Raw genomic sequence first — 14,755 nt, 5'->3', positions numbered from 1 at the left:
TCAAAGCCCCTAACAGCGCGCATTCTAGCTTAAAGCCAGCATGCGCGCAAAGTTTAGAGTGCTAGAGCTATTACTTTTGCTCGCTAACCCAACGCTTAATTTTCTCTTCAAGAATCGGCATCGGTAATGCACCATCGATCAGAATTTGCGTATGGAACGCTTTAATATCGAACTTATCACCCAGTTCTTTCTTACAATAATCGCGTAGTTCTTGAATTTTAAACTGACCTAACTTGTAAGACAGTGCTTGGCCTGGCCATGCGATATAGCGCTCAACCTCAGCGATAATATCACTTTCAGCCATCGACGAATTCGCAAGCATGTAATCAATACCTTGCTGACGAGTCCAGCCTTTTGCGTGGAAACCCGTGTCGAGTACTAAGCGCATTGCTCGCAGTTGTTCGTCAGATAAACGGCCATACCACATGTAAGGGTCGGTAAATAAACCTAACTCTTTACCTAGGCTTTCTGCATAAAGTGCCCAGCCCTCAGCAAACACGGTGTACCCACCAAATTTACGAAACAGCGGTAAGCCTTCAATTTCTTGTTGAAGCGCAATTTGGAAATGATGTCCTGGTGCCGCTTCATGAATTGATAAGGTTTCAAGTAAAAACTTAGGCTGTGCTTTTAAGTTAAACGTATTGATGTAAAAAATACCCGGACGTGAGCCATCTGGTGCAGGTGATTGATACGATGCCCCCGCAGCAGATTCTGCGCGGAAATCTTCAACGGCTTTTACAACGTAAGGCGCTTTCGGCGCAATATCAAACATTTGCGGCAGCTTTGCGTCAATTTTTTCTTTCACTTCTTCATAAGCCGCAATCAGCGCTTCTGGGGTGTCGTAGTAAAACTCATCAGAGGTTCGTAGGTGTTCAAAAAACGCTTTTAAATCCCCTTCAAAACCAACGGCTTCTTTTACTTTTTTCATCTCAGATAAAATGCGTGATACTTCACTTAAACCAATGTCATGAATTTCATCAGCGTTTAGGCTCAGTGTTGTATGCTGCTTAATTTGATACTCATACCATGCTTTACCATTTGGTAAGTCGCTGTAACCAATACTTTCTCGTGCGTTTGGAATATACTCGTTCGCTAAGAAATCAGCCATTTTTTGATACGCAGGCACTAAACGCTCACTGATCATCGCGGTGTATGCACTTGTCAGCTCTTCTTTTTGTTCGTCGCTGAATGACTCAGGTAACTGAGCAATCGGCCCCCAGAATAATGACTCTTCTGGTTTTTCTACGATATGTGTTTGAAATTGTGGTAATAGTTTTTCAGCAAGCGGTTTAGGAAGTACCACCTTGTCTTTCATGCCTTGGCGCATTGATTGCTCAACGCTCTCTAACCAAGCGATAAAGCCATCTGCACGTTTTTCAAATGCTTTATAGTCTTCAACGGTATTAAAAGGCTGTGCGCTTTGCCCAGACCCTAACGCGGCAAAAGTGTTATGCGCGCCGCCCATTTGATTTATGGGCATTAAGTGACTTGGGAATTGTGACCCTTCAATAGCCAAATCCAAGTCTCGAGCGAGTATTTCATAGCTTAGTAAAGACTGGCCTGTTAATTGTGCCTTATCAATATTTGCCAGTTTGTTTTTATATTCTTTAATGAAGTTAAGCTGCTCATTGCGATTGGCTTCATTGATCGGAGCAATAAAATCGTCGTTAAACTCGTTTCGGCCAATATAAGTGCCACCAATCGGGTTGAATTGTAAACCGTCTTCAAAATAATTGGTCAGTAATGTATCCAGCTGTACGCTGGCTGATTCTGTTTTTACAGATGGTTGTGCTGCTGTTGTAGGTGTTGTTTCGCTTTTTGGCGTTGATTCATTACAACCCATTAATGCGAGCATCACTGCTGAACTAAGTAGTGCTAATTTTATGTTTTTCATTCTTTCCCTGCCCTTAAATTAAGTACCCGTAAATTATGCGGGTTTAGCGCCCTGTTTAGCAAGTATCGCTGCAACTTATCGCACTTTATTTACACACACTAACGTGATTGGTAAAGTGAAACTTCGACTTACCAATATTGAATAAAAATGAAAAAAACAGTTCTCGCGATTAGCTTAGGTCTTGCCTGCTTAGCCTCTGTAAATACCTACGCCACAACCTACGTATCGGCAAAAGCCATGGTCGATGTAAATTCAGGAAAATTGATTAAATCACCACTAATCAGTATAGAAAATGGTCAGATAACGGCTGTGCAGACGAATACACAGCCTAGCTTAAAAGATGGCGATAAGCATATTCAATTATTAGAACTCACACTTGTGCCTGGTTTAATGGACATGCATGTACATTTGACCAGCGACCCTACAGTGCCTCGTAGTGCACGAATTGGTCAATCAGTGCCGCGCAAAGCGATTAAAGCCGCCCATTTTGCCGAAAAAACACTGTATGCTGGTTTTACTTCATTACGTAACTTAGGCGCAGAAGGGTATAGCGTTATTGCGGTGCGCGACGGTATTAACGAAGGTGATATTGTCGGACCACGTATTTGGGCTGCGGGCCCATCACTCGGGGTTACTGGCGGCCATTGTGATAACAACCGTTTACCACCTGAAATGAAATACACCGCAGAAGGTGTTGCAGATGGTCCTTGGTCTGCCCGAGCTAAGGTACGTGAAAACATTAAATACGGTGCGAATGCCATTAAATTTTGTGCCACAGGTGGTGTTTTCTCTAAAGGTACTAAAGTGGGTATTCAGCAATATACGCAAGATGAAATGAATGCAATTGTTGATGAAGCTCATTTGCGCGGTTTAACCGTAGCTGCCCATGCTCACGGCACCAGTGGTATTAAAGCTGCCATTGTAGCGGGTGTTGATAGTGTAGAACACGTAAGCTTTGTGGATGACGAAGCAATTAAGCTTGCAAAAAAACACGGTACGTGGTTCTCAATGGATATTTATAATACCGAATACACGCTGACCTTTGGCGAGCAAAACGGTGTTGATGAAGAAAACCTAAATAAAGAGCGTCAAGTATCTAAAAAACAACGTGAGAGCTTTAGTCGCGCCGTTAAAGCGGGTGTGAACATGGTGTTCGGCACCGACGCTGCAATTTACCCACATGGCGATAACGCGAAGCAGTTTTCACGTATGGTTGAATTTGGTATGACACCATTACAAGCACTGCAATCAGCAACCATTAATAGTGCTAAGCTACTGAAAGTTGATGATAAACTTGGCCAAATTAAAAATGGCTTTTTAGCCGATATTATCGCCGTAAAAGGAAACCCTCTTGAAGACATTGCCGTACTTGAAAACGTGCAATTTGTTATGAAAGACGGCATTGTTTATAAGTAATCACCAATTTGCTGGTTTCATTTTATTGAAACCAGCACCTCTCCTTGTTGTTACCAGCGAAAAGTTAACCAACCATTTATAAAATGTTATTTGATTGTATCTAAACCGATTATTTACCCATTTTAGATAAATAACACTTGAAATGAAAACCACTCGCATTATCATTACCGAAAATTTTTAACTTCTTTTCTATAATGACAACTTACAAATACTCTGTTTTAACCCTTGCTTGTATCAGCGCTTTTTCAGTTAACGCTAATGATTTAAACGATGTTGAACGGATTACCGTCTACGACAAACAAAATCGCGTGGTGCTTGAGTCTGGTCTTGCGACAAAATCAAACATGACCTTAATGGAAACACCAGCCCCCGTGGTGGTGGTTGATCAAGCGCTTATAAATTCACAAGGCGCCACAAATTTACAAGATTTGGTACGTAACATCAGCGGTGTAACGCAGGCGGGTAATAATTATGGCATTGGTGATAACTTAGTGATCCGTGGTTTAGGCGCAAACTACACCTACGATGGCATGTACGGTGGTGCTGGCCTTGGTAACACCTTTAACCCTACCCGCTCAATGACTAACGTAGAATCGGTTGAAGTACTTAAAGGCCCTGCCACAGGTTTGTATGGAATGGGCAGTGCCGGTGGTGTTATCAACCTTATTGAAAAGAAACCACAATTCACTGAAAAACACACCGTTAGTGCCGAACTTGGCCAATGGGACAGCTATGCGTTGGGCTTTGATAGCACAGCTGCTTTAACGGATAATTTAGCGTACCGAGTGAATGCAAAAACAGCGCGCAGTGACGGCTATCGCGATTTAAAAGATGACCGTGACGAAATTTACGCGGCGTTGAAATATGTGCTTAGCGACAAACAAGACATAATGCTTTCAGGTGCTTATATCAAAGACGCCATTGCTGTTGACTCGATTGGCCACCCTATTCGTATTTTTAACAGTGACTCTGTAAATGGTAAAACGGCTGGCGAAGTCACCGCTGCTGATTTAGTTAACGATGCAACGGCAAAAGGGCTGCAACTAACAGATCAGCAACGCCAGCAATTAGCAGATTCACTCGCAGCAAATGATGGCCTAACACCGTATACCTTCGGTCATAATGGCATTATTTCGCCGATGGCCAATGATAACGAAGGCGAAGAACTGCGCTTTAAGTTAACGCATAACTACTTTATTACTGATAATTTATTTTTAAATCAACAATTACAATACCGAAATTATGAATCAAGTTTTGCGCGTCAAACTGGAGCGTATAACTATGTGTATTGGAATCGTAATGGTGTGATCAATGCCGACCCTCGCGCCCCGTTAGTTGTTGATGACGTGCTTTATCCCTTTGCTGCGCGTCGCCAAGAGTATCGCCAAGTGCAAGCAGACGAAAAATCATGGCAATACTTTGCAGATCTTCGTTATGACTTTAGTTTTGCGGGTATCGATAACGAATTACTCGTTAACGCCAACTACGAAGATCGTGATATTCGTTTTAAACAATACTCTATTTATGATGCCGATCAGGTCATTAAAAATAAACAAGGCGAGGTTATTTACCAAGGCCAACTCCCGTATATTTTTGATATTCGAACGCCAAATTGGGGCGCGGGAAGTTTTGCTGATTACGATCCTCTAAAGACCAGCGACTACAACAAAGAAGTGCAAGCGTGGGGAGTTGGTATTCAGCATGTTGCCTATATTCATGACACCTTTACCACGCGTGTGGGTGTCGCGTTTAATCGCATTAAACAAAGTTATCAGCATTTTGGCGTTGACCCTCGTTACCGTGCAAGCGCCGCAGAGCCAACACCAGAAGCAGATACTTCAGACAGCGGTATGACCTACAACCTAGGTGCGACATATAAACTAAACGACGATATTTCGTTCTTTGTAAATCACTCGAAAGGCCGCACAGCGTATAGCGTGTTAGGTAGTGTAACGGGTAACGAAGCTGACCGTGATGATGCCGAGTCTATCAGTAACGATATTGGCATGCGTGTAAAGGCCTTTGATGATCAACTATTGGCATCATTGGTCATTTTTGACAGTGCCCGTACCAACCTAGAGTATGCAAACCCAGATTATGAAGCCGGCGTGTCTGATGCTTCTATACCAAAGAGCTTTTATGATGGTGAAGAGCAAACAAAAGGTGTTGAGCTTGATTTAAATGCGGATTTAAATGAGCAATGGCAACTTAACATCAATGGTGTCTATCAGGATGCCCGTGATAAACAAAACCCAAATTCATCAAGCTTTGATTCGCGTCAAAAAGGGGTACCTTATGTCACGGCAAGTAGTTGGTTAAGCTACGATGCTCAGTGGTTTAATTTAGCTCAGCCACTAACGATAAGTGCAGGAATTCAATATGTTGATGACCGCAGTACACATTCAACCTCGTTTGGTATTCCAGATGGTTACGTACCTAGTTACACGGTTTACGATGCCGCAATTCAATACCAAACAGATGAGTGGAAACTACAGTTAAACTTAAACAATTTGTTTAACAAAACGTATTACTCAAAAGCAATGTTCTTAGGCGGTATGCCAGGTGAAGAGCGCAATGCTAAATTAACGTTTAGTTATACGTTATAAGTAGTTACCGGTAAAACTAAACAAGCGCGACCCAACCTAGTCGCGCTTGTTTAATAACCGCTCACTCGTTATTAAAACGTCATCACGATACGACCCGTAATATCGCCTTTTAGCATGTCGTCAAAAATCTCATTGATATCTTCAAGGCGTTTTTCTTCAATAATGGCTTTAACTTTGCCTTTTGCGGCAAAGTCGAGACACTCTTGTAAATCTTTACGCGTGCCCACTATTGAGCCAACTACCGATACACCGTTCAGTACCGTATCAAAAATAGGCAATGGCATGTCTTCTGGGGGTAACCCTACAAGCACGCATTTACCGCCACGGCGCACACTTTTATAAGCTTGCTCAAAACCTGGTTTTGATACCGCAGTGCACACTACTCCATGCGCACCACCGACTTGCTCAAAGATAGTCTCGCTTGGTACTTGCTTCATAAAATCAATGGTAATGTCTGCACCGAGTTCTTTGGCAAGATTCAGTTTGCTTTCACCCGTATCAACTGCAATCACATTAAAACCCATTGCTTTTGCATATTGCACGGCTAAATGACCTAAACCGCCCACACCAACAATGGCCACCCAGTCACCGGCTTTAGCACCTGTTACTTTGAGTGCTTTATAGGTTGTGACCCCTGCACAAAACAAAGGTGCTGCTTCTGAAAAACCTAATCCGTCAGGAATTTTAACCACATAATCGCCATGAGCTACACAGTACTCGGCGTAACCACCATCTACCGAATAACCTGTGTTGTGCTGCTCAAGACATAATGTTTCTTTGCCTTCTAAGCAAAACTCACAGTGGCCACAGGCACTGTAAAGCCAAGGCACCCCAACACGGTCACCCACGGCTAAATGTTTAATATTGTCACCCACTTTTTCGATAGTCCCGACCCCTTCGTGGCCAGGCACCAATGGCATTTTAGGTTTTACAGGCCAATCCCCATGACATGCATGTAAATCAGTGTGGCACACACCACACGCGGCAATTTTGACAAGTACATCGTTGACACCAATGTCTGGACATGGGATGTCTTCGATGCTTAATTTACCTTTGTACTCTTTATTTACTGCGGCTTTCATAACGTTCCTCCATGGTATTATTGGGTTTCAGCGTATACGATAAACAGATTAATTGTCACTGTTATTGATCCACATCAAGCCATACATTTTTACTGGAGTTATAAAAATAAATTAATACATTCAGCTAGATATACCTGCATTGGTGACAACTCAAACTTTAGTCGCAATACAATCAATAGTGGCTATTTCTTTTAGTTATACCCATGGCGTGCTAGCATTTAATTTCTGAAGTTTTTGAACAATGAAAATTATGAGCCTATCTGAAAAAAACGTAGCCTTTGTAATGCACTGTGGTGAAATGGGAAGCCGTTGGGGCTTTAATCGCACTATTGGCCAAATGTGTGGTTTATTAACCATTACAAAAGAGCCGATGACCGCCAACGAAATTGCCGATACGTTAAGTATCTCACGCGGAAACGTAAGCATGGGCATAAAAGAGCTTCAGTCTTGGCGCTTAATTAAAGTGCACCATATTCCGGGCGACCGTAAAGAGTACTATGGCCCAGCTGGCAGTATTTGGGATATGGCAAACCGTGTATTTGAAGAGCGCAAAAAGCGCGAAATTGATCCAACTCTAAGTTTGCTTCGCGATAACCTACTAGAACAAGCCCACACCGACGATGAACGCTTTGCGCAACAGCAAATGCAAGAAATCCACGATCTACTCGAAACCGTTACTAAATGGTCAGCAGAGTTACAACGCTTAAGTCCAGAGCAACTACAAAGTCTCATGAAGCTTGGATCTGGTATTGGTAAAGTACTGGATTTTAAAGATAAGATTTTGAAGAAACCTGGAAAAGAGTAAAATTTGCCAGTTTGTAGGAGGCGTTTTAACGCCGAACATTTGAGATTCACGGCTGAAGCCGTTCCTACGGGTTTAATAATGTAGGCGTGATACTTGTTTCGGGCGTTCTTTTCAGGTCATGTTTTAGTGGATTTTGAACGAATAATCAAAACTGCACTTAATGTTCTTTCATTGCACAGGGAGTAATCTAGTAAGGAGGCAATAAACCGTCAGGCTCAGTTAAAACTAAGCCTAACAGTTAATAACAATAAGTTACTTAATCGCTGGGTAACCGATACGATCTGATAAGTAACCCACACTGGTTGCAAAGTAATACGAGCGATTCCAATGCATGAGTGCTTTGTAGTTATCGTAGGCTAGATACATACGGCCGTTCACGTCATCCGGCATCACCATCGCGGCAGTAATGTCCACGTTTGGTAAGTCACTACCATCCATTTTACGAACACCTAATGCTTGCCAGTCAGCTAGACTGCGCTCTGACTCTTTCCAATATTCAAGCCATTGACTGCGCGTTTTAGTGCCACGTTTAAGAATATTTGCGTTATCAAAGTCTTCCGGTAATTTAACTTGGCGACCCCACGTTAAGTCATCGTTCCACCCTGCTTGCTTAAGGTAATTTGCAATAGAGGCGAAGGCATCTTCTTCGGTTGTCCAAATATCCTTGCGACCATCACCATTGTAATCAACCGCATAAGAATTAAATGAGGTTGGCATAAACTGCGTTTGCCCCATTGCACCTGCCCATGAGCCTTTGAACTTATCAAGGGTAATATGCCCCTCTTTTAAGATATCAAGTGCAGCCCAAAGTTGATTTTTGTACATGGTTTCGCGGCGGCCATCAAATGCAAGTGTCACGAGTGATGCAATCACGCTGTGTCCACCTTGAATTTTACCGAAATTACTTTCAAGGCCCCAAAGTGCAACAATAAAGCGTGCTTGAACGCCATATTCTTTCGCTACTTTTTCGAGAACGTCTTGGTTTTCTTTATACAATTTACGCGCGCGATCAATTTTCCATTGCGGCACACGTTTTGGTAGATAGGTTTCTAGTGTTTCTTTTACTTCTGGCTGATTTTTATCTGCCGAGATTACTTTTTCTTTGAATTTAGCCGTTGCAAAGGCTTGGTCAAGCAGTGCTTGGTCGTAACCTTTTTCAAGCGCTTCTTTTTTTAATGCGGCAACATATAAATCAAAATCGGCTTGTGTTTTTTGTTCTGCCAGTACAGATGTGCTCAACGAGGCACTTAATAAAATAACGGCAAGTTTTTTAATCACTATCAGCTCCCTTGTCTTTTTTAAATTCGGTCAGCAGGTTTTCTTCCGGCGGAGGTAGTTGTAAGTAGAAACCGTGCTCAATTAACGCTTGCTTAACCGCCTCTAAATCTGCAACACCTAACTTTTTACGGCTAGCAAGATTGATCATCATCACATAATGAGGCTGGCCAAATGTCGCTAATAAAGCGTCTGGGACTCGACTAAAATCCTCTCTTTTCTCTACAAAAAGGTAGGTATCCGCTTTTTTCTTACTTTTATACACCGCAGTTAGCATTATGACCCTATAATATCTTGCTTAACGAAGGCGCACACTATAACATGAGTCAAATAATAAGTTATAAAAATTAGGTTAGATTTTTACTGTATAAGCCTTGTTCAGCCTGCGTTTATCTGTAAATACGACTAACCAAGAAAATTCAATTGAGCGTGTATGTCGGAACAAATTTTTGAATTAAAAGGGAACCTCTTTACATTATCTGTTTTACATTTATTTTCAGCAGATACCTCTCTTTTAAGTAAGCAGTTAGATGAGAAAATCGCCCAAGCACCTAAGTTTTTTGCCGGTGCGCCTATCGTAATCAACTTAAGCGACGTACAAGATGAAGCGCTTGATTTCTCGTTTTTAAAGTCTATGTTAACAAGCTTATCGTTTAATCCTGTCGGTGTGTGTAATGGCACGCAAGAACAAAACGAAAACGCAAAAGCAGCGGGCTTATCGGTCTTGAACTATTCACAGGACGTTAAGGGAGCAACCGCTAAACAACAAACAAATACGTCTATCGTTGAAAAAACTGTTCACCTTCCAGCACAAGTCATTCATGGCACGGTGCGCTCAGGGCAGCAAGTGTATGCAAAAGACCGCGACCTTATTGTTATTGGGGCTGTAAGCCACGGCGCTGAAGTCATAAGCGATGGTAATGTGCATATTTATGGCACATTACGCGGCCGTGCAATTGCGGGGGCTAAAGGTTACAACGAGGCACAAATATTTTGCCAAAAATTAGAAGCAGAACTTGTTTCTATTAATGGCAGTTATTGGATCAGCGACTCCCTACAAGGTGAACACTGGGGTAATGCCGTACAAATCCAACAAAAAAATGATTCATTAGAAATTTCAGCTTTGGTTAAAGGATAAATCTCATGGCAAAAGTAATTGTCGTTACTTCTGGTAAAGGTGGTGTTGGTAAAACCACATCGAGTGCTGCAATTGGCACAGGTTTAGCACTTAAAGGCTTTAAAACCGTTATTATCGACTTTGATATTGGTTTGCGTAATCTAGACCTTATCATGGGTTGTGAACGCCGTGTTGTTTATGACTTTGTAAACGTTATTAATGGCGAGTCAAACCTAAATCAGGCTCTAATTAAAGATAAACGTGTTGATAAACTCTTTATCTTACCTGCTTCACAAACCCGTGATAAAGACGCCCTAACCCGTGAAGGTGTTGAACGCGTTCTAAACGAGCTGAAAAAAGATTTTGATTACATTGTCTGTGATTCACCTGCGGGTATCGAAGCGGGTGCCATGATGGCAATGTACTTTGCTGATGAAGCAATTGTTACTACCAACCCAGAGGTATCGTCGGTTCGAGATTCAGACCGTATCTTAGGTATCTTACACAGCAAGTCTAAGCGTGCTGAAGAAGGCCTTGAAAGCGTAAAAGAACACTTACTATTAACGCGTTACAACCCAGAGCGTGTTGAAAAAGGCGAGATGCTATCAGTTGAAGATGTACAAGAAATTCTTGCAATTAAACTATTAGGTGTTATTCCTGAATCACAAGCGGTATTAAGTGCATCGAACTCTGGTCAACCTGTGATCTTAGATTCTGAATCTGATGCGGGCCAAGCGTACACAGATGCAATTAATCGCCTGCTAGGTGAAACAGTTGATTTTCGCTTTTTAGATGTAGAGAAAAAAGGCTTGTTCAAACGGATTTTTGGAGGTTAATGTGTCTTTACTTGACTACTTCCGCTCAGAAAAGAAAAGCAGTGCGTCACTTGCAAAAGAGCGATTGCAGATCATTGTCGCACACGAACGTTCACAGCGTGGTACGCCTGATTACCTACCACAGCTAAAACAAGACATCCTTGATGTTATTCGTAAATACGTGAACGTAAGCACTGATGCAGTTCAGGTTCAATTTGACCAAAACGAAGATGATTTAGCGGTCCTTGAGCTTAACGTCACTTTACCTGACGAAGAAAAGAAATAGTCAAAATTGGGCGCCATGTTATAGATAACAGCGCCCTTTTTTATTTCTGCCACTGCATATGAAACTCGTAGTCGTCCTCGCCTATGGTTTTAAAACCTGCCCGTTGATAAAGCCCATATGCGGGATTTGCTTTAAGAACGGTTAAGTTAATTACATTCGCTTCATTTTTTAGCGCATGTAACACCTTTGTTCCTAACCCCTTCCCTTGCTCTGTTGGCTCTATTTGTAACTGCAGTAAGTTTATGTGATCTTGTTCTCTAGTAAACTTAGCAAGACCTACACATTGTGCCTCTGCAAAGACTAAATGACTGTGCTCAAAATGCTCTGCTACGCGTGCTTGATGTTGCTCAATAGATAAGAACAAACCTTGCTTTTCTAAATGCTCAACCATGGTATTTAAGCGTAAGGTGAGCAAGTAAGGCTTGTCTAGAACTGTCGCTTTTATAAATTTTATCACTGCATGTCCTTACAACAAAAAAGGTACCTTAAGTAAGGTACCTTTTTGGCGTTTAACAAACAACTTTCTGCTAGAAGTTATAGTTTGCACCCAGGTAAAAACGGCGACCTGAATATTGGTTATAGGTAAATCGATTACTTTGCTTCCAATAACCTTCTTCAATTTCTTCTGTTAGGTTTACCACCGACGCTGTAAATGACAACGCATCAGTCAGGTTGTAAGATGCATTCACATCTAACTGACCATAGTCTTTAGTGTATAAGTTGTAGCCCTGGTGAATACCGTTTGCACGATCATCTTTCCAGTTATACGAAGCTCGAACGCTAAAGTCGTCATTTTCAAAGTACACAGAAACATTGTATTGGTGCTTAGCTGTACCCGGAATTTCAGCCTCTGTTTTTTGCCCATCCGTCGATACTTCGCTAGTGCTGGTATCTGTGTAGGTATAGTTAGTTAAAATACCAAAGCCGTTATCAAACGAGTGTTGGAAGAACAGCTCTAAACCTTCAGATTTCGCATCCCCACCACCCACTTTGGTGTTCATTTCTACTTCGATCGGCCCATTACAGCAATCGTGTTCACGTTCTACAATTTCAACAGTCGAAATCGGTAAGTTAGAGATATCTTTAGAGAACAAAGTAGCACCAAGCGCCGAACCATCACCGTAATACCACTCAATTCCTAAGTCGAATTGATCAGAAAGCATTGGCTCAAGGCCGGTATTTACAGAGGTTCCTGTACCTCTACCAGTCCATGAATCTGGTGAGTTAATGTTAACGGGTGGTCCGTATGACTCCGCTTGACTTAAGTCAGAATAACTTACCCTTGCCATAGTACGTGCGGCCGCAAAACGGACGACGAGGTCTTCGGTTGCATCCCATGCTAAGTTAAAGCTAGGTAATACTTCACTGCCATCACTACTGCGCTCATTTGGATCTGTATCATCATCATCTTGGCCAATGACGTCGTCGTATGTAAGGGTGCTAAGCTTAGTGTTTACATAGCGGACCCCTACATTACCTCGCAAGTTTTGCCACTCGAAATCAGCTTGAGAGTAAACAGACCATATTTTTTCTTCAAGCGCATAGGTGCCTGATAGACTTGGCATCACTGTTTGACTGAAATTTTGCTTTAGATAATCATCAAGCGCATTAAAATCAAACGCTAAAAAGTTGAATGCACCTGTATCACCAGCACTATTATCAACAACATGGTCACTTACAAGCGTCGCCGGATCTGGATGAAAATCTGGGTTATGAAACCACTCTGTTCCTGGTAAATAGCCACGGTAACCACCATTATCAGCTATGCCGTCATCCCAACGAAAATCATTACGAATCCCTTTAATCTCGTGATCTCTGTATTTCGCACCCACATAGAAACGAGTGAAAAAGCTGCCATCAAGATCAAATTTTACATCGCTTTGAAGGTAATCTTCTGAATCTTCATTTTCTGATGAATATGAATCAAACCAATCATAGTATTGATATGCTTCTTTATCGGTTGCCAAATCAGTGGATACCTCATAATGCGGCTTACCATTCTCAATTGACCATAACCAGCTATTTACAGAGCCTTGGCGCGCATCAATATTTGCGTACGTTTCTTTTGACGTTCCGCCTTCAGCTTCTGTGTGTCCAAGCTTAACTGTAACGCTGTAAGTATCACCATAATAAGTGCCTTCGAAATCGTAGGTGTTTGATTTTGACTCGCCAAAACGCTCACGCCCAGTTAATTGTGGCGACAACAAACCACGACGAACAGGCACACCCCCGTTTACATCAGCATCACCCAAGTTATTATCATTGAGTAAGCCGTTGTCGCCATTGCCGTACGCGATAACTGTATCGCCATCAAGAACAATACCGTAATACGGATTATGGTTATCATTCCACTCCGCAAATGTAATGCTTTGCCCTGTTTGGTCATAGCCTAACTTGGCACCAAAATAGTTAAAGTTTAGATCAAGTCTGTCACTTGGAGCCCATTGTACTGCGACTTGATAACCATCCCGAGTGCGGTCTTGATTTGAGTTATTCACACTCATAGCACGAGGTGCCCAGACATTGTTGTACACTTCACCAGTTGCCTGGTCGACCAACGCAGGGCGTTCTGCACCCTCAACTGTATCTGAGTGAAAACGCCAGTGTGAGGCATTATTAGTAATTGTTGTCACGGTGCGGTCTTGACGTGTAAAGCCTGCTAATACACCTATGTTTTCGTCATCATTTTTCCATGAATACAGCACATTTACTTGCGGCTTAGTATCTTCGGACACATCATCATAAGTTAATTCAGCACTTAATGCGCCCGAGTTTGCTTCCATTTCGAGTGGCTTACGTGTGTGTAAAATGACAGTACCACCTATGCCTCCTTCATCGATTCGTGCCTCTGCACTTTTATATACTTCAACGCTTTTGATCATACTCGAAGGCAGTAATGTGTAATTAAAACTTCGCGTGGGCGTACCCGAGCCAGATGATGCAATGTAATTACCGTTTAATTGCGTGAGTGTCCAATCAGGTGAAGTACCACGAATACTCACTCGACTGCCTTCCCCGCCATCACGGTCAATCAGCACGCCCGATACACGCTGTAATGAGTCCGCGACGTTTTTGTCAGGAAACTTACCAATATCTTCGGCTGTAATTGCATCAACCGTGGCAGCTGATAAACGTTTAATTGCTAAATTTTCTGCCGTTGAAGATCGTATACCTCGCACTTCAATTACTTCAACATCCTCTTCAGCTTGCTCTGCTGCGTAAGTTGTATTAACCGCCGCGAGTAATGAAAGCAAAATTGCATTGCGTTTAAAATGCCGTCCTTGCCCTTTTCTTTTTATTGCTCTTTGCGTGCCCATGCCTTTCTCCAGTTGTGTGTTCTGCTTATGCTTGTAAGACTAAACTGCTTACAAAAGCACTTTATTGTTGTCGTTTTGAAACTGATTATTGGGAGTTAACAGCTTGTAAAACTCAAACTCAGAATAGGGTGAGTGATTAAAA

At 42.2% G+C, this 14,755-nt stretch carries 12 protein-coding genes; 6 read left to right on the top strand and 6 right to left on the bottom strand.

Features of this window, described 5'->3' with window-relative positions; translation table 11 throughout:
- Nucleotides 1-70: 70 nt before the first annotated feature.
- Entirely contained in the window at nt 71-1,894 is a 1,824-nt protein-coding gene (locus tag D0907_RS17200; RefSeq protein ID WP_118844902.1) for a DUF885 domain-containing protein, read from the bottom strand.
- 147 nt (nt 1,895-2,041) lie between these two features.
- On the opposite strand from D0907_RS17200, the gene D0907_RS17195 reads away from it, so the two are divergent.
- Nucleotides 2,042-3,310, top strand: a complete 1,269-nt coding sequence (locus D0907_RS17195) for a Xaa-Pro dipeptidase (protein ID WP_118844901.1) — start codon at nt 2,042-2,044, stop codon at nt 3,308-3,310.
- Nucleotides 3,311-3,504: 194 nt separating this feature from the next.
- Nucleotides 3,505-5,916 carry a TonB-dependent receptor gene (locus D0907_RS17190; protein WP_118844900.1) on the top strand — a complete coding sequence of 804 codons (2,412 nt, stop codon included), beginning with the start codon at nt 3,505-3,507 and terminating at the stop codon, nt 5,914-5,916.
- A 71-nt stretch (nt 5,917-5,987) separates the two neighbouring features.
- Here D0907_RS17190 and adhP read toward each other — a convergent pair whose 3' ends face one another.
- Entirely contained in the window at nt 5,988-6,998 is a 1,011-nt protein-coding gene (gene adhP, locus D0907_RS17185; protein ID WP_118844899.1) for an alcohol dehydrogenase AdhP, read from the bottom strand.
- A 250-nt stretch (nt 6,999-7,248) separates the two neighbouring features.
- Here adhP and D0907_RS17180 point away from each other — a divergent pair, with 250 nt between their 5' ends.
- A complete protein-coding gene (locus tag D0907_RS17180) occupies nt 7,249-7,803 on the top strand; it encodes a GbsR/MarR family transcriptional regulator (RefSeq protein ID WP_118845272.1) in 555 nt (184 codons plus the stop codon).
- 252 nt (nt 7,804-8,055) lie between these two features.
- Here the strand turns inward: D0907_RS17180 and D0907_RS17175 are convergent, their stop codons facing one another.
- Both D0907_RS17175 and D0907_RS17170 read right to left on the bottom strand, forming a co-directional pair.
- Complete coding sequence (locus D0907_RS17175) at nt 8,056-9,081, bottom strand: lytic murein transglycosylase (protein ID WP_118844898.1); 1,026 nt, start codon at nt 9,079-9,081, stop codon at nt 8,056-8,058.
- The gene (locus D0907_RS17170) at nt 9,074-9,355 is read right to left on the bottom strand and encodes a YcgL domain-containing protein (protein ID WP_036971922.1); all 282 of its coding nucleotides are present in this window, start codon (nt 9,353-9,355) and stop codon (nt 9,074-9,076) included. The genes D0907_RS17175 and D0907_RS17170 overlap by 8 nt, the downstream gene beginning before the upstream one ends.
- Nucleotides 9,356-9,511: 156 nt before the next feature.
- Here D0907_RS17170 and minC point away from each other — a divergent pair, with 156 nt between their 5' ends.
- From minC to minE, 3 genes are read left to right on the top strand one after another with little or no spacing between them, the layout of a single operon-like run.
- Entirely contained in the window at nt 9,512-10,216 is a 705-nt protein-coding gene (gene minC, locus D0907_RS17165) for a septum site-determining protein MinC (protein WP_036971924.1), read from the top strand.
- A 5-nt stretch (nt 10,217-10,221) separates the two neighbouring features.
- On the top strand, nt 10,222-11,031 hold the full coding sequence (gene minD / locus D0907_RS17160) for a septum site-determining protein MinD (RefSeq protein WP_036971926.1): 810 nt from the start codon (nt 10,222-10,224) through the stop codon (nt 11,029-11,031).
- Nucleotide 11,032: 1 nt separating this feature from the next.
- The gene (gene minE, locus D0907_RS17155; protein WP_036971927.1) at nt 11,033-11,296 is read left to right on the top strand and encodes a cell division topological specificity factor MinE; all 264 of its coding nucleotides are present in this window, start codon (nt 11,033-11,035) and stop codon (nt 11,294-11,296) included.
- A gap of 40 nt (nt 11,297-11,336) precedes the next feature.
- Here minE and D0907_RS17150 read toward each other — a convergent pair whose 3' ends face one another.
- Nucleotides 11,337-11,753, bottom strand: coding sequence for a GNAT family N-acetyltransferase (locus D0907_RS17150; protein ID WP_036971928.1), 417 nt, complete (start codon nt 11,751-11,753; stop codon nt 11,337-11,339).
- Between the two features lie 70 nt (nt 11,754-11,823).
- Entirely contained in the window at nt 11,824-14,613 is a 2,790-nt protein-coding gene (locus D0907_RS17145; RefSeq protein ID WP_118844897.1) for a TonB-dependent receptor, read from the bottom strand.
- Nucleotides 14,614-14,755 lie beyond the last annotated feature (142 nt).

This window comes from Pseudoalteromonas lipolytica (assembly GCF_003515105.1).
GTDB classification, from domain to species: Bacteria; Pseudomonadota; Gammaproteobacteria; order Enterobacterales; family Alteromonadaceae; genus Pseudoalteromonas; species Pseudoalteromonas lipolytica.
The sequence above is the reverse complement of the archived record's forward strand: the minus strand, read 5'-3'. Positions and strand labels throughout refer to the sequence as shown.